General features: G+C 58.1%; 15 protein-coding genes. 9 read left to right on the forward strand and 6 right to left on the reverse strand.

Features of this window, described 5'->3' with window-relative positions:
* Positions 1-93: 93 nt before the first annotated feature.
* From BLW70_RS25745 to BLW70_RS25765, 5 genes are all read left to right on the forward strand, one after another.
* Positions 94-1,422, forward strand: a complete 1,329-nt coding sequence (locus BLW70_RS25745; protein WP_074878806.1) for a deoxyguanosinetriphosphate triphosphohydrolase — start codon at positions 94-96, stop codon at positions 1,420-1,422.
* Between the two features lie 185 nt (positions 1,423-1,607).
* Positions 1,608-2,000: a response regulator gene (locus BLW70_RS25750; protein WP_074878808.1), complete on the forward strand. Its 393-nt coding sequence runs from the start codon at positions 1,608-1,610 to the stop codon at positions 1,998-2,000.
* Between the two features lie 253 nt (positions 2,001-2,253).
* Positions 2,254-2,880 carry a response regulator transcription factor gene (locus BLW70_RS25755; protein ID WP_074878811.1) on the forward strand — a complete coding sequence of 209 codons (627 nt, stop codon included), beginning with the start codon at positions 2,254-2,256 and terminating at the stop codon, positions 2,878-2,880.
* A gap of 8 nt (positions 2,881-2,888) precedes the next feature.
* Positions 2,889-6,533, forward strand: a complete 3,645-nt coding sequence (locus tag BLW70_RS25760; RefSeq protein WP_074878813.1) for a transporter substrate-binding domain-containing protein — start codon at positions 2,889-2,891, stop codon at positions 6,531-6,533.
* A 49-nt stretch (positions 6,534-6,582) separates the two neighbouring features.
* Positions 6,583-9,528, forward strand: a complete 2,946-nt coding sequence (locus tag BLW70_RS25765; protein WP_074878815.1) for an HD domain-containing phosphohydrolase — start codon at positions 6,583-6,585, stop codon at positions 9,526-9,528.
* Here the strand turns inward: BLW70_RS25765 and BLW70_RS25770 are convergent, their stop codons facing one another.
* Positions 9,529-10,011: a GAF domain-containing protein gene (locus tag BLW70_RS25770; RefSeq protein WP_074878818.1), complete on the reverse strand. Its 483-nt coding sequence runs from the start codon at positions 10,009-10,011 to the stop codon at positions 9,529-9,531.
* Positions 10,008-10,898 carry an ATP-binding protein gene (locus tag BLW70_RS25775; RefSeq protein ID WP_074878819.1) on the reverse strand — a complete coding sequence of 297 codons (891 nt, stop codon included), beginning with the start codon at positions 10,896-10,898 and terminating at the stop codon, positions 10,008-10,010. Before BLW70_RS25775 ends, BLW70_RS25770 begins: the two co-directional genes overlap by 4 nt.
* 166 nt (positions 10,899-11,064) lie before the next feature.
* On the opposite strand from BLW70_RS25775, the gene BLW70_RS25780 reads away from it, so the two are divergent.
* The gene (locus BLW70_RS25780) at positions 11,065-13,386 is read left to right on the forward strand and encodes a hybrid sensor histidine kinase/response regulator (RefSeq protein ID WP_074878821.1); all 2,322 of its coding nucleotides are present in this window, start codon (positions 11,065-11,067) and stop codon (positions 13,384-13,386) included.
* Here the strand turns inward: BLW70_RS25780 and BLW70_RS25785 are convergent.
* The 3 genes from BLW70_RS25785 to msrB all read right to left on the reverse strand — a co-directional run bounded on the left by BLW70_RS25785 (position 13,370) and on the right by msrB (position 14,872).
* On the reverse strand, positions 13,370-13,831 hold the full coding sequence (locus tag BLW70_RS25785) for a MarR family winged helix-turn-helix transcriptional regulator (protein WP_074878823.1): 462 nt from the start codon (positions 13,829-13,831) through the stop codon (positions 13,370-13,372). The two genes, BLW70_RS25780 and BLW70_RS25785, sit on opposite strands and share 17 nt — an antisense overlap.
* Entirely contained in the window at positions 13,828-14,313 is a 486-nt protein-coding gene (locus BLW70_RS25790; protein WP_074878825.1) for a glutathione peroxidase, read from the reverse strand. Before BLW70_RS25790 ends, BLW70_RS25785 begins: the two co-directional genes overlap by 4 nt.
* Before the next feature lie 163 nt (positions 14,314-14,476).
* A complete protein-coding gene (gene msrB, locus BLW70_RS25795; RefSeq protein ID WP_074878827.1) occupies positions 14,477-14,872 on the reverse strand; it encodes a peptide-methionine (R)-S-oxide reductase MsrB in 396 nt (131 codons plus the stop codon).
* Positions 14,873-15,098: 226 nt separating this feature from the next.
* Between msrB and BLW70_RS25800 the strand changes: the two genes are divergently transcribed.
* The gene (locus tag BLW70_RS25800; RefSeq protein ID WP_008145866.1) at positions 15,099-16,310 is read left to right on the forward strand and encodes a pyridoxal phosphate-dependent aminotransferase; all 1,212 of its coding nucleotides are present in this window, start codon (positions 15,099-15,101) and stop codon (positions 16,308-16,310) included.
* Positions 16,311-16,626: 316 nt separating this feature from the next.
* A complete protein-coding gene (htpX, locus tag BLW70_RS25805; protein ID WP_074878828.1) occupies positions 16,627-17,514 on the forward strand; it encodes a protease HtpX in 888 nt (295 codons plus the stop codon).
* A gap of 190 nt (positions 17,515-17,704) precedes the next feature.
* Here the strand turns inward: htpX and BLW70_RS25810 are convergent, their stop codons facing one another.
* Positions 17,705-18,361 (reverse strand): thiopurine S-methyltransferase, encoded by a 657-nt coding sequence (locus BLW70_RS25810; protein ID WP_074878830.1) that lies wholly within the window; start codon positions 18,359-18,361, stop codon positions 17,705-17,707.
* Positions 18,362-18,464: 103 nt separating this feature from the next.
* Between BLW70_RS25810 and BLW70_RS25815 the strand changes: the two genes are divergently transcribed.
* Positions 18,465-19,232: a DODA-type extradiol aromatic ring-opening family dioxygenase gene (locus BLW70_RS25815; protein ID WP_074878831.1), complete on the forward strand. Its 768-nt coding sequence runs from the start codon at positions 18,465-18,467 to the stop codon at positions 19,230-19,232.
* Positions 19,233-19,236 lie beyond the last annotated feature (4 nt).

Here is a 19,236-nt window from a genome sequence, read left to right on the forward strand (position 1 = left end):
TGCGCCTACAGATGTGTGGGTGTTTTTCGCTTGCAGGTCCGCACGCGAACCCGGAAGCTTAAGCAACCGAACACCTGACGGAGAGAACCCGCCTTGGATTGGCAAACCCTGCTTACTCGCGAACGCCTCGGAAAGCCTCTGCACAGCCCGGAAGAACTCGGCCGCAGCCCGTTCCACAAAGACCACGACCGGATCATTTTCTCGGGCGCGTTTCGCCGCCTCGGCCGCAAGACCCAGGTCCATCCGGTCAGCAGCAACGATCATATCCACACGCGCCTGACCCACTCGCTGGAAGTCAGCTGCGTCGGTCGTTCGCTGGGCATGCGCGTCGGCGAAACCATCCGCAGCGCCCTGCCCGACTGGTGCGAGCCCAGCGACCTGGGCATGGTGGTGCAATCGGCTTGCCTGGCCCATGACATCGGCAATCCGCCCTTCGGCCACTCCGGCGAAGACGCGATTCGCCACTGGTTCCAGCAAGCCGCCGGCCGTGGCTGGCTGGATGCGATGAGCGAAGTCGAACGCAATGACTTCCTCAATTTCGAAGGCAATGCCCAAGGCTTCCGGGTACTCACCCAACTGGAATATCACCAGTTCGACGGCGGCACCCGGCTGACCTACGCCACGCTGGGTACTTATCTGAAGTATCCATGGACGGCAAAACACGCAGATTCACTGGGTTACAAGAAACACAAGTTCGGCTGCTATCAGAGCGAACTTCCGCTCCTGGAACAAATCGCCCATAAACTCGGCCTGCCGCAACTCGAGGAACAACGTTGGGCGCGCCATCCGCTCGTGTATCTGATGGAAGCTGCCGATGACATCTGTTACGCGCTGATCGATCTGGAAGACGGTCTGGAAATGGAGCTGCTGGAATACGCCGAAGTCGAGTCCCTGTTGCTGGACCTTGTAGGTGACGATCTGCCGGAAACCTATCGCCAGCTGGGCCCACTGGATTCGCGTCGACGCAAACTGGCGATCCTGCGAGGCAAAGCCATTGAACACCTGACCAATGCCGCTGCGCGGGCTTTTGTCGAGCAACAGGACGCGTTACTGGCCGGCACGCTGCCCGGTGATCTGGTGGAGCACATGCACGGGCCTGCCAAGCGTTGCGTGCTGAATGCGAAGGACATGGCGCGGAAAAAAATCTTCCAGGACAAGCGCAAGACCCTGCATGAAATCGGCGCCTACACCACGCTGGAAATCCTGCTCAACGCCTTCTGCGGCGCGGCACTGGAACAGCATAACGGTCGAACCCCGTCCTTCAAGAGTCGCCGGGTCCTCGATCTGTTGGGAAACAATGCGCCCGATCCTCACGGTCCATTGCACGCCTCGTTTCTACGGATGATTGATTTCATCGCCGGCATGACCGACAGCTATGCCAGCGAAATGGCGCTGGAGATGACCGGTCGTTCAAGCCACTGATAAAACCGGGGGGTCAGCCATTACACCGCGTGCAATGGTTGATTTGCCCCCCTCAAACCCCAAGTGCACTCAACGTTCGCCGAATCCCCCTACAACATGTGCTGAGCTAACTGATCGATTTATTCGGTAACTTCGCGAAATAATCTCGCTTCCTTCAGTCCAACAGAAGAAGCGTGAATACTCCTATGTTCAAAGACGATCTGCGCATCTTGCTGGTAGAAGATCATCCCTTCCAACTCCGGGCGACTCAATACTTGCTTGAGAGTTACGGTTTCACTCAACTGACCACGACCGACAGCGCCGATGGCGCCTTGCATCAAATGCTCAAGGCAGTGCAACCGTTTGATATTCTTCTGTGCGATCAATGTCTGCCCGGTCTTTGCGGACTTGATCTGGTCGAATTTGCCAGTCAGCGGGGGATGATCAGACAGGCGATACTGTTAAGCAGCCTGACATCGGCTGAACTGGATGAACTTGAAAAAAAGGCCAACGAACACGGACTGCCATTATTGGGATACTTGATCAAACCTCTGAAACAATCCGAATTTAGAAACTTGTTGACCTTGGCATCATTCTAAAAAAACACATACCAACCACACTAACCCCCCGCCAAAACACAATTTGAAACTTACCTTAAACAACTCCAACACTTCGACCAACTACCAACAACTTTCACCTTTCCTCATAAGAAACCTAGTTGATACGTAGTCCTATTCTTCTTCAGCCGTAGGACTATTCCTATATTGCAGCTACAGGTACGTCAGTTCATGCGTCACCTCAACTATCTGAGCTAAGGTGCGCGCTTTATTAGAGCTCGTATGGGATTTGATTATGAACTCCGTTTTTATTGTCGACGATCACCCAGTCATCCGCCTTGCCGTCAGAATGTTGCTTGAACATGAAGGTTACAAAGTCGTCGGCGAAACCGATAATGGGGTCGACGCCATGCAGATGGTTCGCGAATGCATGCCTGACCTCGTCATACTCGACATCAGCATTCCCAAACTGGACGGGCTGGAAGTTCTCGCCCGTTTCAACGCAATGAGTACCCGCCTGAAAACATTGGTATTAACAGCACAGAGCCCAACACTTTTCGGTATTCGCTGCATGCAATCCGGCGCATCGGGATATGTGTGCAAACAGGAAGACCTGAGTGAGCTGGTCAGTGCTATAAAAGCCGTATTGTCAGGTTACAACTACTTTCCCAGCCAGGCCTTGAATCCTGTTCGCTGTGATGATGCTCGTTTTTCCGACCTGGAATTGTTCAAGTCAGTCAATGATCGGGAACTGATGGTCTTGCAACTATTTGCCCAAGGACGCACCAACAAGGAAATTGCCAAAGGCATGTTTCTGAGCAACAAGACTGTTAGTACTTATAAAAAACGCCTCATGCAGAAACTCGAAGCCAAATCTCTGGTTGAACTCATCGATATGGCAAAACGTAACGCGTTAGTGTGAGAGACAGGATGCCCAGTCGTATAAAGGATTATCTGACACTCATGGCCGCAGGTTTATGCCTGCACACCTCAGTGGCCGCTGCGCAGACCGTCAGCGAGAACTACAACCTGATGAGTCGCTCGATGGCTGGACACCAGGAAGTCCAACTGGATAAATCACAACGACAATGGATTGAGCATAAACGGGAACTGATCCTGGGCACGTCAGCCCCGGACTACCCCCCTTTCGACCTGACCATCAGTGGTCACGACTACGAAGGCTTTACCGCCGATTACGCAGGTATCCTTGGCAAAACAACCGGTCTGCCCATCAAGGTGCTGCGCTTTGCGTCCCGGGAGGCCGCGATCGAGGCGCTCGAAAGTGGCAAGATCGACTTGCTGGGGACCGCCAATGGTTTCGAAGCCCGCAACGTTGACATCGTACTTTCCGCACCCTACGCCGCAGACCAGCCGGTTCTGGTGACCCGCGAAGGTGAAACCCGATCCTTGACCGATGGCCTGTCCGGGCTACGGCTGAGCATGGTGTATCACTATTTGCCGCTGGAAGAGGTCAAGGCCATGTATCCGGGGGCGATCATCACGTCCTTTCCGTCCTACCAGAATGCGATCAATGCCGTTGCCTTCGATCAGGCTGACGTGTTTCTGGGTGACACGATTTCCACCCATTACATGATCAACAAGGGTTATCTGAACAACATCCGCATGGCCAACTTCGGCAAACACGAAGCCCACGGTTTCAGCTTTGCCGTGCATAAGGACAACCCGCAACTGCTCGGCATCATCAACGCAATGCTGTTAGCCATCCCCACCAGCGAACGAGACAACATTGCCAAGCGCTGGAGTGCCGGCAGTGACATGCTGCTCACCGATCAGAAACTGCAACTCACCCACAAAGAGGAACGCTGGCTGGCACAAAACCCGGTAGTGCGAGTGGTGGTCAATGAGGCTTTTGCGCCGCTGACGTTTTTCGACAGTGATGGCAACTTTCGTGGGGTTACTGCGGACTTGCTGGAGCTGATCAGATTGCGCACCGGCTTGCGCTTCGATGTCCGTCGCAGCCGCAGCGATGAAGAGATGATCCAACAGATCAGCGACAACCAGGCCGACGTGATCGCCGCACTTCTTCCCAGTGCCCAACGTGAAACGACGTTGAACTTCACCCGCCCCTATTTGCAAAACTCCTTTGTCCTGCTGACTCGCAAAGCCGCCGACAGCCCGGCAAGCCTTGCGCAGTTGGAGGACAAACGCCTGGCAATCGCCCAAGGCAATCCCCTGGTGGATTACCTGCGCAGCGAGTTCCCGCGGATCAAGCTGATTGAAACCCCGGATACCTTCAGCGCCGTGGAGTTGCTGGCCGAGGGCAAGGCAGAAGGTGCGGTGAATTCACTGGTGATTGCCAACTACTTCATCTCTTCGCAGCTCTTCGAGCACACCCTTCAAATCAGTACCACCATCGGCACCCGGCAAGCTGCGTTTTCACTGGCAACAAGCCGGGACGCCAAAGAACTGAACACCATTCTCGACAAGGCGCTGCTGAGCATTGCACCGGAAGAACTGGGCATCATCAACAGCCGCTGGCGCGGCTATTCGGCGTCCTCGCAAAGTACCTGGCGCAACTATCACCGTCTGTTCTACCAAGTCGTCATCGGTGCCGGGGTGCTGCTGCTGATTTCCGTTGCCTGGAACGCTTACATGCGGCGCCAGATAAAGCAGCGCCAGGCAGCCGAGCGTGCGTTGAACGATCAACTCGAATTCATGCGATCACTGGTCAACGGGACGCCTCATCCGATCTACGTCCGCGATCGCCAGGGACTGCTGCAAAGCTGCAACGACAGTTACCTGGAAGCCTTCTGCGCAAGACGTGAAGACGTCATCGGCAAAAGCGTCATGCAAGCCAGCCTGAGCAATGCGTTCGAAGCCCGGGAATTTCAGGCCGATTACCAGCGCGTCGTGGCCGAGGGCAATCCGCTGATTCTCGATCGCGCGCTGCACATCGGCGAGCGCAGACTGACGATTTACCACTGGATTCTTCCCTACCGTGATTCGAGCGGTGAAGTCCAAGGCATCATTGGCGGCTGGATCGACATCAGCGAACGGCGGCAACTGTTCGATGACCTGCGCGAGGCCAAAGAGCGCGCCGATGAAGCCAACCGTGCCAAAACCACCTTTCTGGCGACCATGAGCCATGAGATCCGCACTCCGATGAATGCGGTCATCGGCATGCTCGAACTCACGCTCAAACGCATCGATCACAAGCATCCGGATCGCCCGGCAATCGACGTGGCGTACAACTCGGCGAAAGACCTGTTGGAGCTGATCGGAGACATTCTCGACATTGCACGGATTGAATCCGGACGCCTGAGCCTGAGTCCTGAACGGGTCAATCCCAGTGAAATCGTGGCCTCGGTGGTGCGGGTCTTCGATGGACTGGCGCGTCAGAAAAATCTGCGGCTGCTACTGGAATTTCGCCCTGCCAATCCAGGGTTTGATGTCCTGCTGGACCCGATGCGCTTCAAACAGGTGCTGTCCAACCTGGTGAGCAACGCCATCAAGTTTACGGAACGCGGCCAAATCAGGATCATCGTCGACCTGCAGCCGACCACCGAGCCTGAGCGGGTCCGGATGTTGTTGCAGGTTCATGACAGCGGCATAGGGATCAGCGAACAGGATCAGCAGCGGTTGTTCGAACCCTTTGCTCAGGCCGATCACGCCGTGCAGTCAGCCAGAGGCGGGGCGGGGCTTGGGCTGATGATCAGCCGCAGCCTGTGCGAAATGATGGGCGGCAGCCTGCAATTGAGCAGCCAGCCGGGTGCCGGCACGCACGTCGAGGTGTCGTTGCACCTGGCAACATTGCCATTGGTACAGATGCCAGAAACTGCTGAAGCGAAAATCCGCACCACTGCGACTCCCTTGAACGTTCTGGTGGTCGACGATCACCCCGCCAATCGCTTGCTCATGTGCCAGCAACTGGAGTTTCTGGGCCATCGATTCAGCGTCGCGCCGGATGGACAGGCGGGGCTTCAGGCATGGGAAGCCGAGCCGTTCGATCTGGTGATTGCCGATTGCAACATGCCGGTCATGAACGGATACGAACTGGCCCGCGCCATTCGCCAACATGAACAAAAAACGCACCGCCCGGCCTGTACCGTGCTGGGTTTTACCGCCAACGCACAACCGGAAGAAATACAACGCTGCAAACAAGCCGGGATGGACGATTGCCTGTTCAAGCCACTTACCCTCACAGCCTTGAGTCAGTGGTTTGAAGGTATCAGGCCAACCGTGCGCGATCCTGCCTTCAGTCTGCAAGGATTGCGTCTTTTGACCGGCGGAGATCCGGTATTGGACCAGCGACTGTTGACCGAACTGTTGAACAGCAACCGTCTGGACCGACAAGAACTGCTGGCCCTGTCCCCCTCCAAAGAGCCTCAGCCATTTCTCGACGTCGCCCACAAAATCAAAGGCGCCGCCCGAATCGTCCAGGCGTCCAGGGTGATCGACAGCTGCGAGGCGATGGAAAAGGCCTGCCATGAAGTGTTCCATCAGGATCAAGTGGCCGATTGCAGCAAGGCTATAGAGCGCGCCATGCTCGAACTGGAGCAGGCATTGCAGCAACAGATCGGCCAAAACGACAAAGGCAGAATGACAGAGCCTTAACTATGCTTGGACGCTGAGCAGTGTGTTAACCATCATGGAGAGACCTGCAATGCCCAGCCCACTGCGCCCGGATCAACGTCGGTTTCCCCTGCACGTCCATATCAGTGTGATGTTCACATTCCTGCTGTTGCTGACCGGCGTGGTGCTGGGCCTTTTCAACTACCAGCAAACCACGCAGATCATCCTTTCCAGCAGTGAGAAACTCTTCAACCGCATCGAGCAGGATGTCCGTCTCGACCTGCACGCCACTTATGAACCGATTCGCCATCTGCTGTCCCTGCTGGCGCAATACCCGGCGACCCAGGCACCTGACCTTGCGCAACGCCTGGCGCTGCTCAAACCCTTCAGCCAGTCGCTCAAGGACAACCCCGACCTGGCCTCGTTGTACCTTGGCTATGGCAATGGCGATTTCTTCATGGTTCGGCCCTTGCGAACCCCCGAGTTGAAAACGCTCCTCAAGGCACCGGACACGGCGGCTTATCAGGTGTGGAGCATTGAGCGAACAGGCAACAGCGGCCAGGTCCGCTCCCAATCATTGTTTTTCGATCAGGATCTGGCCCTCATCAGCCGCCAGGACAACCCCGACGAATCCTACGATCCGCGAACCCGTGCCTGGTATGCCAATGCCCGTAGCGACAGCAATCAGATCACCACCGAACCCTATCTCTTTTTCTCCACCCGCAATGTCGGCACTACCCTGGCCCGGCGCAGTGGCGAACAGGCGGTCATGGGTGCCGACCTGACCCTGGCGGCACTCTCCGCAACCCTGGCCAAACATGTCGTGACCCCCAGTACCGAAATCGTGCTGTTCGATGCAGAAGGAAATGCCATCGCGTATCCCGACAGCAGCAAACTGATCATCGACGATCAGACTGCCCGCCTGATCAAAGCCGCCGACCTGAGCCCCAGCCTCGGTGCATTGCTCAACAATCCCTCCGCAGGTAATCGCCTGGATGTCGCCGGTCGTCAATGGATCGTTGCCCGCAGCCGCATGCAGGAGGGCGGCCCTCAGGGGCTGCAACTGGCGCTGCTGGTGCCGGAAGATGAATTGCTGGTCGATGCCTACCGCATGCGCTGGCAAGGCGCGCTGATTACCCTGGCCACGCTGTTGCTGTGCCTGCCGCTGGGCTGGCTGACCTCACGAATCCTGGTCAAACCCTTGCGCGCGCTGGTGCAGGAGGCCGATGCGGTGCGCAGTTTCGACTTCAACTTTCCGGCCTCGCGTCGCTCTCCCGTGCTCGAAGTCGACCAACTGAGCGTGTCGATGACGCGCATGAAAGACACCCTGGCGAGTTTTTTCCGGATCACCGACAGCCTGAGCGCCGAGACTCGCTTCACCCCCTTGCTGGAACGGGTGTTGTTTGAAACCGTGAAAATCGGCCAGGCCCAGGCCGGCCTGATCTACCTGCGCGAAAGTGATGGCGATCGAATGGAGCCCCATGGCCTGGTCCTCAACGGTTCCTCACGGGCATTGCCGCCATTTCATCTTCGAGCACACGACTCCCAGGCGCCGCAAAGCCCGGCATGGCTACAACAGCTGTCGAAGGCCGACAACATCGTCACCACGCTTGGTTTCGAACAGGCCGGGGATTTGCAAAAGGTGTTGCATGAGCTGGAGTGTCCCCGCGTCCACCTGATCGGCATTCGACTGCACAATCGTCATAACGAAACCGTGGGCCTGCTGGTCCTGCTATTGGCCGATAGCGGCAACCAGAGCGATCTGGAGAAACTTCGTCCGGACCGCATCGCGTTCCTCCAGGCTGTGTCAGGCGCGGCCGCCGTCAGTATTGAAAGTCAGCGTCTGCAAGCCAAACAAAAACAACTGCTGGATTCCTTCATTCAACTTCTGGCGGGGGCGATTGACGCCAAAAGCCCCTATACCGGCGGTCACTGCCAGCGAGTACCGGCGCTGACCCTGATGCTCGCCCAAGCCGCCGCTGCCAGCCAGGCCCCCGCCTTCAGTGGCTATCAACCCAACGAAGATGAATGGGAAGCGCTGCACATCGCCGCCTGGCTGCACGACTGCGGCAAGGTCACCACCCCGGAATATGTGGTCGATAAAGCCACGAAGCTGGAAACCCTCAACGACCGTATTCACGAAATCCGCACCCGTTTCGAAGTGCTCAAGCGCGATGCCTGGATCAGCTATTGGCAAGCCATGGCCCTGGGCGGTAACGAGCAGCACCTGGCCGAACTGCGCAACGCCACGCTGGCGGGGCTGGACGATGATTTCGCGTTCGTTGCCCGCTGCAACCTGGGCAGCGAGGCAATGGCCGAGTCCGACCAGCAACGCCTGCGCAGCATTGCCCAACGCAGCTGGACCCGAACCCTGGATGACCGGCTGGGCGTTTCCTGGGAAGAGAATCGACGTCAGGCACGGACCCCGGCACCGGCACTGCCGGTCAGCGAGCCATTGCTGGCGGACAAACCCGAGCACCTGTTCGAACGCCCCGAAGCCGAGTTGATTCCAGAGGACAATCCCTGGGGGTTCAAGCTCGATGTGCCGCGCTACAAGTACAACCGGGGCGAGCTCTACAACCTGAGCGTTGCCCGAGGCACCCTGACCCGTGAGGAGCGTTACATCATCAATCACCACATGGTGCAGACGATTCTGATGCTCAGCCACCTGCCCTTCCCCGGCCACCTCACCAACGTCGCGGAGATCGCCGGCGGCCACCACGAGAAAATGGACGGCACGGGGTATCCCAAACAGTTGAAGCGCGAAGAAATGAGCCTGCCGGCGCGGATGATGGCGATTGCCGATATTTTCGAAGCCCTGACCGCCGCCGATCGCCCCTACAAGAAAGCCAAGTCCCTGAGCGAAGCGCTGGGCATCATGGCCACCATGTGCCGGGATGCTCACATCGATCCCGAGTTGTTCGGGCTGTTCATCAACGCGCAAATCTACTTGGAGTACGCCGATCGTTTCCTCGATCCCCAACAGATCGATGCGGTTGATCCGGCAAGCCTGCTGGTCAAGGCAGGCCTGGCATGATCAGCAGTCGGTCAGGCGCAGGAAAATCGCCGCCAATTGCTCGATACCAGCCTGATCTTCAACGGTAAAACGCGCCAGTTTCGGGCTATCGAGGTCCAGCACGCCAATCAATCGACCGTCCTTGACCAGTGGCACCACCAGCTCGCTGTTCGACGCACTGTCGCAAGCGATGTGCCCGGGAAACGCATGCACATCCTCGACCAATTGGGTCTGCAAGGTAGCCGCTGCCGCTCCGCACACGCCACGGCCGAACGGAATCCGCACGCAGGCGATCTGTCCCTGAAACGGGCCAAGCACCAGCTCTTCATTGCGATTGAGGTAGAACCCGGCCCAGTTCAGGTCATCGAGCTGGTTGAACAGGAACGCCGAGAACTGCGCGGCGTTGGCGATGAAATCCCGTTCGTCCGCCAGCAATGACTCCAATTGCGCCCACAGCATGCCGTAGCCTTCGAGGCCCTGGCCGCTCTTTTGTAAATCGATCATGCCTTGTGCTCCAACAGCTTCAGCCCGACCCAATAGCGGGCAAATTGATACGCGCAACGTCCGTTGCGATTACCGCGGCCCGTGGCCCAACGTACCGCGAGGATGTCCAGTTCTTCGTCCCGCTGCCACTTGAGGCCCGCCTTGTCGGCCAGTTGACCGATCCAGTGTTCGACGACGTTGAGGAAGTGCTCCTGGGTAAACGGATAGAACGACAGCCACAATCCGAAACGATCCGACAGCGCAATCTTGTCTTCCACCGCCTCACTGGGATGTAGTTCGCCGTCAACGCGTTTCCAGTTTTCGTTATCGCTTTCCTTTTCCGGCACCAGATGGCGACGGTTGGACGTGGCGTACAGCAAAACGTTATCCGGCGCCTGTTCGAGAGAGCCGTCGAGCACGCTTTTGAGCACGCGGTAATCGCCCTCGCCCGACTCGAACGACAGATCATCGCAGAACAGCACGAAACGCTGGGGCAACTTGGCGATCTGTTCGACAATACGCGGCAAGTCCGCCAGGTGATCGCGCTCGATTTCGATCAAGCGCAAACCGGCTTCGGCGTGTTCGGCCAGCAAGGCGCGAACCAGCGACGATTTACCGGTTCCACGCGAACCCCAGAGCAGCGCGTGGTTGGCCGGCATGCCGTCGAGGAACTGTAGGGTATTACGCCCCAGTTGCTCCACTTGACGGTCGACACCGACCAGGTCGGTCAAACGTGTGTCGAGGCTGACTTGCAGCGGCAACAGAAAACCGCTGCGGCCCTCACGTTGCCAGCGCGCGGCCAGGCAGTGAGTCCAGTCGATGGTTTGCCGAGGTGCTGGCAGCAGCGGTTCGATACGGGCCAGAACGGCATCGGCGCGTTCAAGAAAAGCATTTAATCGGGAATCCACGTCTTCTCCTCGGGCACGTTCACAGTAATGATGGTGATACAGCGACGAAACACAACATCCGGTGTCCGGTTCATCCCTCTGCACAAGGGCTCACGAGAACATCGGTATCCATGCATGATCGACTATGCTTGAGCAGCGAAGGGAAACGGAAGTGGTTCAACACCCCATGGATATCAAGTTCACCAACCGGCTGTCCTACAAGCAAGCCAGGCTGACTGTGCTGGTCGGTTTCATTCTGGGCACGCTGCTCAGCCTGCTGCAAATAGGCATCGATTATGCCAGTGAAGACGCCTCCATCAACCGCGAAATCCTGTCGTTGCTGGAAATCAGCCATAACCCCGCGTCCCGCATTGCCTACAACATCGACGCCGAACTCGCTCAGGAACTGACCCTGGGCCTGTTGCGCTCGCCGGCGATCATCGGCGCACAATTGATCGACAACAACAGTACCGTGCTGGCCAACGTCAAACGCCCGGGGGTGCAAAGCGGCTATCGGGTGATCAGCGACTTCCTGTTCGGCGCCAATCGGCAGTTCGAAGACCGTCTCTACCTGGATCACTTGCCGACCGAATCCCTCGGCATCCTGCGACTGGACGTCGACACCTATTCATTCGGCAACCGCTTTCTGCGTCGGGCCGAGGTGACCCTGCTCAATGGCTTCGCGCGCAGCCTGCTGCTGACTGGCATCCTGCTGGCGCTGTTCTACGTGATGCTGACCAAGCCGTTGGTGCGAGTCATCCGTGAACTCAGCAGTCGCGACCCGCGCAGCGCGGAGTCAACGTCGCTGGAGTGTCCGACGGACCATGAAAACGATGAAATCGGTGTACTGGTCAAGGTGGCCAATCAACAATTCGAAAACATCGCCACCGAAATCCAGCAGCGACGCAACGCGGAAAACCGCCTGACCGACTACCTCGGGCAACTGGAGAACATCGTCTCGGCCCGCACTGCGGAACTCAAGGCGATCAACTCGCGGCTCAGCCAATCCAACGAGGAACTGGAAGTCGCCCGCAGTACCGCCCTGGACATGGCCGAAGCGCGCTCGGTGTTCCTGGCCAACATGAGCCACGAGATCCGCACGCCGCTCAATGGCCTGTTGGGGATGATCGCGCTTTCCCTGGACGGACCGCTCAATGCCGAGCAACAGCAACAGCTGTCCATCGCCCATGACTCAGGCAAAGTGCTGGTGGAACTGCTCAACGATATTCTCGATCTGTCGAAGTTCGATGCCGGCCAACTGGAGCTCGAACATATTCCGTTCGATCTTGGCTCGCTGATCGAGGACACCGCCAACCTGCTATCGCAAAACGCCGCGCCGAGCGTCGAGCTGAGCTGCCTGATCGACCCGCAATTTCCGGCCCTGGTGCTTGGGGATCCGACGCGAGTCCGACAGATCGTCAGCAACCTGTTGTCCAACGCCCTCAAATTCACCCGTTTCGGTCGGGTCGATGTGCGCCTGTCGACATTCGAGGACGGCGTCAGAATCGAAGTCTGCGACACCGGCATCGGCATCGCCCAGGACGCCCAGGTCAAGATCTTCCAGCCCTTCACGCAGGCCGGCGCCGGCATTACCCGGCAATTCGGCGGGACCGGGCTGGGTCTGGCGCTGACCTACAACCTCTGCGAAGCCATGCAAGGGCGCCTCACCATCAGCTCGGAAGCAGGCTTCGGCAGTCAGTTCTGTGCCGATCTGCCGCTACCCAGCCACACCCGCGCCCTTCCCCCGGCCTCTTTACGGGGCAAGGTCATCGCAATCACCGCCGCCAGCAGCGGTCTGGCCGAACTGTTGAGCAGTGTTTTGCCTGGCTGGGGACTCGACTATGAGCAGCGTTCCATCGATGACTCGTTGCTGGGTGTGAACCCGGATGTACTGATTACCGATTGCCTCGAATGTCTGTTTGGCCTGCGTCCTTCGTGTACAGCCCCCATTCTGCTGGTCACCGCGTACGGCAGTTTCCTGCCCAGCGAAGAAGCCCTCGCCCTCGCCCCCTTACAGCAACAGGCGCGACCTCTGGCACGCAACGCGCTGTACCAGACGCTAAGGCGAACCCTGCAGCCGGAACTCAGCACGATCAACGGTGCCCGGCTCGACGTCCTCTCCCCACAACGACGCGGACGCGTGCTGCTGGTGGAGGACAATCCGGTCAACCAACTGGTGGCCAAGGGGATGCTCGGAAAACTCGGTTGCGAGGTGATTGTCGCCGGTCACGGTGGTGAGGCGCTGGATCAGCTGGAGCAGAGCGAATTCGATCTGGTGCTGATGGACTGCAACATGCCGGTGATGGACGGCTACGAGGCCAGTCGGCAAATCCGTCGCAGCGGACGCTGGCCACAGCTGCCCATCGTCGCCCTGACCGCCAACGCCATGTCCGAGGAGCGCGAACGCTGCCGTGCGGCTGGCATGAGCGATTACCTGGCAAAACCCTTCCGCCGGGAAGAGCTGGCTGCCCTGCTGGATTTATGGATTCCGACTACGACAGTACTTTGATTTGCCTCAACAGGTGATCAAGGCCGTCGCGCAGATCATTCAAGCGATCCAGATCGACACCGCTGTCGCATAACAGACGGGCCTTGAGCGGCCCGACCTGATCGCGCAAAGCCTTGCCGGTTGGCGACAGGCTCAAGTGTACTTCCCGCTCGTCCCGCACCGAGCGCTGCCGCTGAACCAGTTGCAGTTGCTCAAGACGCTTGAGCAACGGCGTCAGCGTGCCGGAATCCAGCGCCAGACGTTCGCCCAACGCCTTGACCGTCGGCTGCTCTGGCGCTGCGTCCTGCCATTCCCACAACACCAGCATCGCCAGGTATTGCGGGTAGGTCAGGCCGAGCTGATCGAGCATCGGCTTGTAGGCGCGGATCACCGCCCGGGAAGCGGCGTACAGCTTGAAGCACAGTTGACTGTCAAGCTTCAGGGAATCGACTGACAAGGTGTTCATTTGAGCAGGGCTTCGATCTCGCGGCTCAGGTCCTGCGGCTTGGTCGCGGGGGCGAAGCGCTTGACCAGTTGACCATCCTTGCCAATCAGAAACTTGGTGAAGTTCCACTTGATGCCTTGGGAACCCAGCACACCCGGCGCGCGCTTTTTCAGTTGAACGAACAGCGGATGGGCACCGGCGCCATTGACTTCAATCTTTTTGAACAGCGGGAAACTGACGCCGAAGTTCAACTCGCAGAACTCGGAAATCGCCCCTTCGTTGCCCGGCTCTTGCTTGCCGAACTGGTTACACGGAAAACCCAGCACCACCAGACCTTGATCCTTGTAGGTCTGCCACAACTCTTCAAGACCTTTGTACTGGGGGGTGAAACCGCATTTGCTCGCGGTGTTGACCACCAGCACGGCCTTGCCGGCGAAATCGGCCAGGGTCTTTTGCTCACCCTTGATGGTGGTGCAAGGGATGCTCAGCAGGTTGTCGCTCATGGTTCGGACTCTGAATGAGGGAAGATGAGACAAACATAGCGAGCAATTGAATTGTGTGCAATTTAATAAATCAATTGCCGATTGACTGTAGGAGCACGGCTTGCCTGCGATGGCGTCCTTTTGATCGCCATCGCGAGCAAGCTCGGCTCCCACAGGGCTCGCATTACGCGCGCGGTGCCAGGTCCAGGCACACTGAGTTGATGCAATAACGCAGGCCGGTCGGCGGCGGGCCGTCCGGGAACACGTGCCCCAGGTGCGCATCGCATTTGGCGCAGACCACTTCGGTGCGGATCATGCCGTGGCTGACGTCACGGATCTCGACCATGGCACTGTCGCCGATCGGTGCATAAAAGCTCGGCCAGCCGCAGCCGGAATCAAATTTGGTCTTGGAATCGAACAGCGGCTCGTTGCAGCAGATGCAGTGGTAGACACCGTCAGTTTTGGTGTCGTTGTACTTGCCGGAGAACGGCCGCTCGGTGCCCTTGAGGCGGCAAACGTTGTACTGCTCCGGATCGAGCATCGCCCGCCATTCTTCCTGGGTTTTTTCCAACTTTTCCATCATCACACCTCAGCAGCTGAAAAAGCCCGATCAGAACCTTTTCCACGGATCGGGCGGCACGTATGATTGCGCCTCGTCAAACGCCAGTCTGGCAGCCAGACCACGCGCATTCAAACGGATTTATGGATGCTGCCTCTCAAGGCGTCAGGCCTGTGTGAATACGCAGGATTCCCAGCACGGTCGTTCATACGCCGCCTGGATCGTTCATTTTCGGGAACACATCGCCATGCAGGTCAGCAAATCGAACAAGCTCGCCAACGTCTGCTACGACATTCGCGGCCCAGTGCTCAAGCACGCCAAACGCCTGGAAGAGGAAGGCCATCGCATCCTCAAGCTGAACATCGGCAACCCGGCGCCTTTTGGTTTCGAAGCGCCGGATGAAATCCTCCAGGACGTCATCCGCAATCTGCCGACGGCTCAGGGCTACAGCGATTCCAAAGGTCTGTTCAGCGCCCGCAAGGCCGTGATGCAGTACTACCAGCAAAAGCAGGTAGAAGGCGTCGGCATTGAAGACATCTATTTGGGCAACGGCGTTTCCGAGCTGATCGTGATGTCGCTGCAGGCCCTGCTCAACAACGGCGATGAAGTGCTGGTGCCGGCCCCGGACTACCCGCTGTGGACTGCCGCGGTGAGCCTGTCGGGCGGCAACCCGGTGCATTACCTGTGCGACGAGCAGGCCAACTGGTGGCCGGATCTGGCCGACATCAAGGCCAAGATCACCCCGAACACCAAGGCACTGGTGATCATCAATCCGAACAACCCGACCGGCGCGGTGTATTCGAAAGAAGTCCTGTTGGGCATGCTGGAACTGGCCCGTCAGCACAACCTGGTAGTTTTTTCCGACGAGATCTACGACAAGATTCTGTACGACGATGCCGTGCACATCTGCACGGCGTCCCTGGCGCCAGACTTGCTGTGCCTGACCTTCAACGGTCTGTCCAAGTCCTATCGCGTCGCGGGTTTCCGTTCCGGCTGGATCGCCATTTCCGGCCCGAAACACCATGCCCAGAGCTACATCGAAGGTATCGACATGCTGGCCAACATGCGCCTGTGTGCCAACGTACCGAGCCAGCACGCGATCCAGACCGCCCTCGGCGGCTACCAGAGCATCAATGATCTGGTATTACCCAACGGACGATTGTTGGAACAGCGCAATCGCACTTGGGAGCTGCTCAACGATATTCCCGGCGTGAGCTGCGTCAAGCCAATGGGCGCGCTGTATGCGTTCCCAAGGATCGACCCGAAAGTCTGCCCGATCCATAACGACGAGAAATTCGTGCTCGACCTGCTGCTGTCGGAGAAGCTGCTGGTGGTACAAGGCACGGCCTTCAACTGGCCTTGGCCGGACCACTTCCGTGTGGTGACCCTGCCGCGCGTGGACGAGCTGGACATGGCCATCGGACGTATCGGCAACTTCCTCAAGTCCTATCGCCAGTAACCTGCCTGTCACCGTGCGACGCTTGCGCATGTCGCACGGTGATTGATTCAGCAACATTTCTTTGCGCCCTGCCGAACATCGCTTCTTCAATCGCTGACCGATGCCTCGTTGCGTGCTCGCGCCTAACAACGGCGGGGCTTACGACGTTAATTGGCTGACAAACACTTCCTGCATCGATGTCGGAAATGCCCTTCAAACAGCTAGACTGTTGCCGTAGGACACAGTTTGAAATAGTCACCCGGTTGAATAGCCCGGGTCAGCACCTTATATACCCCGCAGTACGCTACATCTTTAGCATGAGGAGATTTCTACAACCATGATGCGCATCCTGCTGTTTTTGGCCACTAACCTGGCGGTCGTGCTGATTGCCAGCATCACCCTGAGCCTTTTCGGCTTCAACGGGTTCATGGCGGCCAACGGGGTTGATCTCAACCTCAATCAGCTGCTGATTTTCTGTGCGGTCTTTGGTTTCGCCGGTTCGCTGTTCTCGCTGTTCATCTCCAAGTGGATGGCGAAGATGAGCACCAGCACCCAAATCATCAGCCAGCCGCGCACACGTCACGAGCAATGGCTGCTGCAAACCGTCGAGCAATTGTCCCGGGAAGCCGGGATCAAGATGCCCGAAGTCGGTATTTTCCCGGCCTACGAGGCGAACGCCTTTGCCACCGGCTGGAACAAGAACGATGCGTTGGTCGCGGTCAGCCAAGGGCTGCTCGAACGCTTCTCGCCTGATGAAGTGAAGGCCGTTCTGGCCCACGAAATCGGCCACGTCGCCAATGGCGACATGGTCACCCTGGCATTGGTCCAGGGCGTGGTGAACACCTTCGTGATGTTCTTCGCACGGATCATCGGCAACTTTGTCGACAAGGTGATCTTCAAGAACGAAGAAGGCCAAGGCATCGCCTATTACGTGGCGACCATCTTCGCCGAGCTGGTCCTGGGCATTCTGGCCAGCGCCATCGTCATGTGGTTCTCGCGTAAACGCGAATTCCGTGCAGACGAAGCCGGTGCACGCCTGGCCGGCACCGCCGCAATGATCGGCGCCCTGCAACGCCTGCGGGCCGAACAGGGGCTGCCGGTGCACATGCCGGACACCCTGACGGCTTTCGGCATCAACGGTGGCCTCAAACAAGGGTTCGCCCGCATGTTCATGAGCCACCCGCCGCTGGAAGAGCGTATTGACGCGTTGCGTCGTCGGGGCTGAGAGGCTTCGCACTAACAAAAAAAGGCCCGCATTGAATGCGGGCCTTTTTTTGTCTGCTGATTTTTGCAGTGTTCATTCGGGCCCCATCGCGAGCAGGCTCACTCCCACATTAGACCGCGTCTATCTAGACAGCTCGGTCAACTGTGGGAGCGAGCCTGCTCGCGATGAGGCCGGTACAAACAACACCAATCTATCGGCTGGAAACCCGATAAACCCGCTCTTCAAGCCGCGTAACACCCTTTTCCAGGAACTTCCAGCTTTCGCCCAGAACGTCCTGATCTTCCAGAATCTTTAACTCCCACGACGCACCGAACAACCGCTGCACTTCGTCATCCAGCACGGCAAAGGGCGGTCCCTCCATTTGTGCCTGGTCGTAATCCAGGGTAATCAGCAGCCCCAGCGAATCCTTCGGCATAATCCGCTTCAGATGCTCGGCATATTGCTCGCGCATCTTCGGTGGCAAGGCGATCAACGCAGCGCGGTCGTACAGCGCGCTGCAATCGGCAACGTCGCCGGCCGTCAACGCGAAGAAATCACCACACCAGATCTCGATCGAGCCCGCCCGATAGACCGTGAAGGGGCCTTGATCGCTGACGTCCGGATCAAATTGATGCTCGTGGAAAAAGTCTTCCACCGCTTTTTCCGACAATTCGATGCCCAGCACCTCATGCCCGCATTTCGCCAGCCACAGCAGATCCAGGCTTTTCCCACATAACGGCACCAGTACGCGCGCGCCCTCTTCCAGGCCCAGCTGCGGCCAGTACCGTTGCAGATATGGATTCACTTCCGGCAGGTGAAAGCCGATCTGATTCGACGTCCACCGCTTGTGCCAAAACTCCGGCTGCATAATTAATCCCGAAAATTCGATCAAAAGACTCTAAAACTTATATTAGATTTAGATCAATGATCTGACTGAAGATGATGCCATCTTACCCCTCAGGAGCGCATTCATGTTCCCCAGCCTTTACATATCCCATGGCTCGCCCATGTTGGCACTGGAACCGGGCGCCAGCGGGCCCGCTCTTGCTCGCCTGGCGGCAGAATTGCCGAAACCCGAGGCCATCGTCATTGTTTCTGCGCATTGGGAAAGCAATGAGTTGCTCGTCAGCGGCAATCCCCAGCCTGAAACCTGGCATGACTTCGGCGGTTTTCCGCAGGCGTTGTTCAACGTGCAATACCCGGCACCCGGCAATCCAAAATTGGCCGCAGAGGTTGTCGAACTGCTGAAAAGCAATGGCCTGCCCGCTCGCATCGACGCCGAACGGCCGTTCGACCATGGGGTCTGGGTGCCCTTGTCATTGATGTATCCACAAGCCGACATCCCCGTGGTGCAAGTTTCGCTACCCACCCGCGGCGGCCCGGCCCTGCAGACCCGTGTCGGTCATGCCCTGGCCAGCCTGCGCGAACATGGCGTGTTGCTGATTGGTTCCGGGAGCATCACCCACAACCTGCGCGAACTGGACTGGCACGCCGGCCCGGAAAGCGTCGAACCCTGGGCCCAGGCATTTCGTGACTGGATGATCGAAAAACTCGCTGCCAACGACGAACCCGCGTTGCACGATTACCGTCAGCAAGCACCGAATGCCGTGCGCAACCACCCCAGTGATGAACATCTGTTGCCGTTGTACTTTGCGCGCGGTGCGGGAGGTACATTCAGCGTGAGCCACAAGGGATTCACCATGGGCGCCCTGGGCATGGACATTTACCGATTCGGGTAATGAC

The organism is Pseudomonas frederiksbergensis, assembly GCF_900105495.1.
Taxonomy (GTDB): domain Bacteria; phylum Pseudomonadota; class Gammaproteobacteria; order Pseudomonadales; family Pseudomonadaceae; genus Aquipseudomonas; species Aquipseudomonas frederiksbergensis.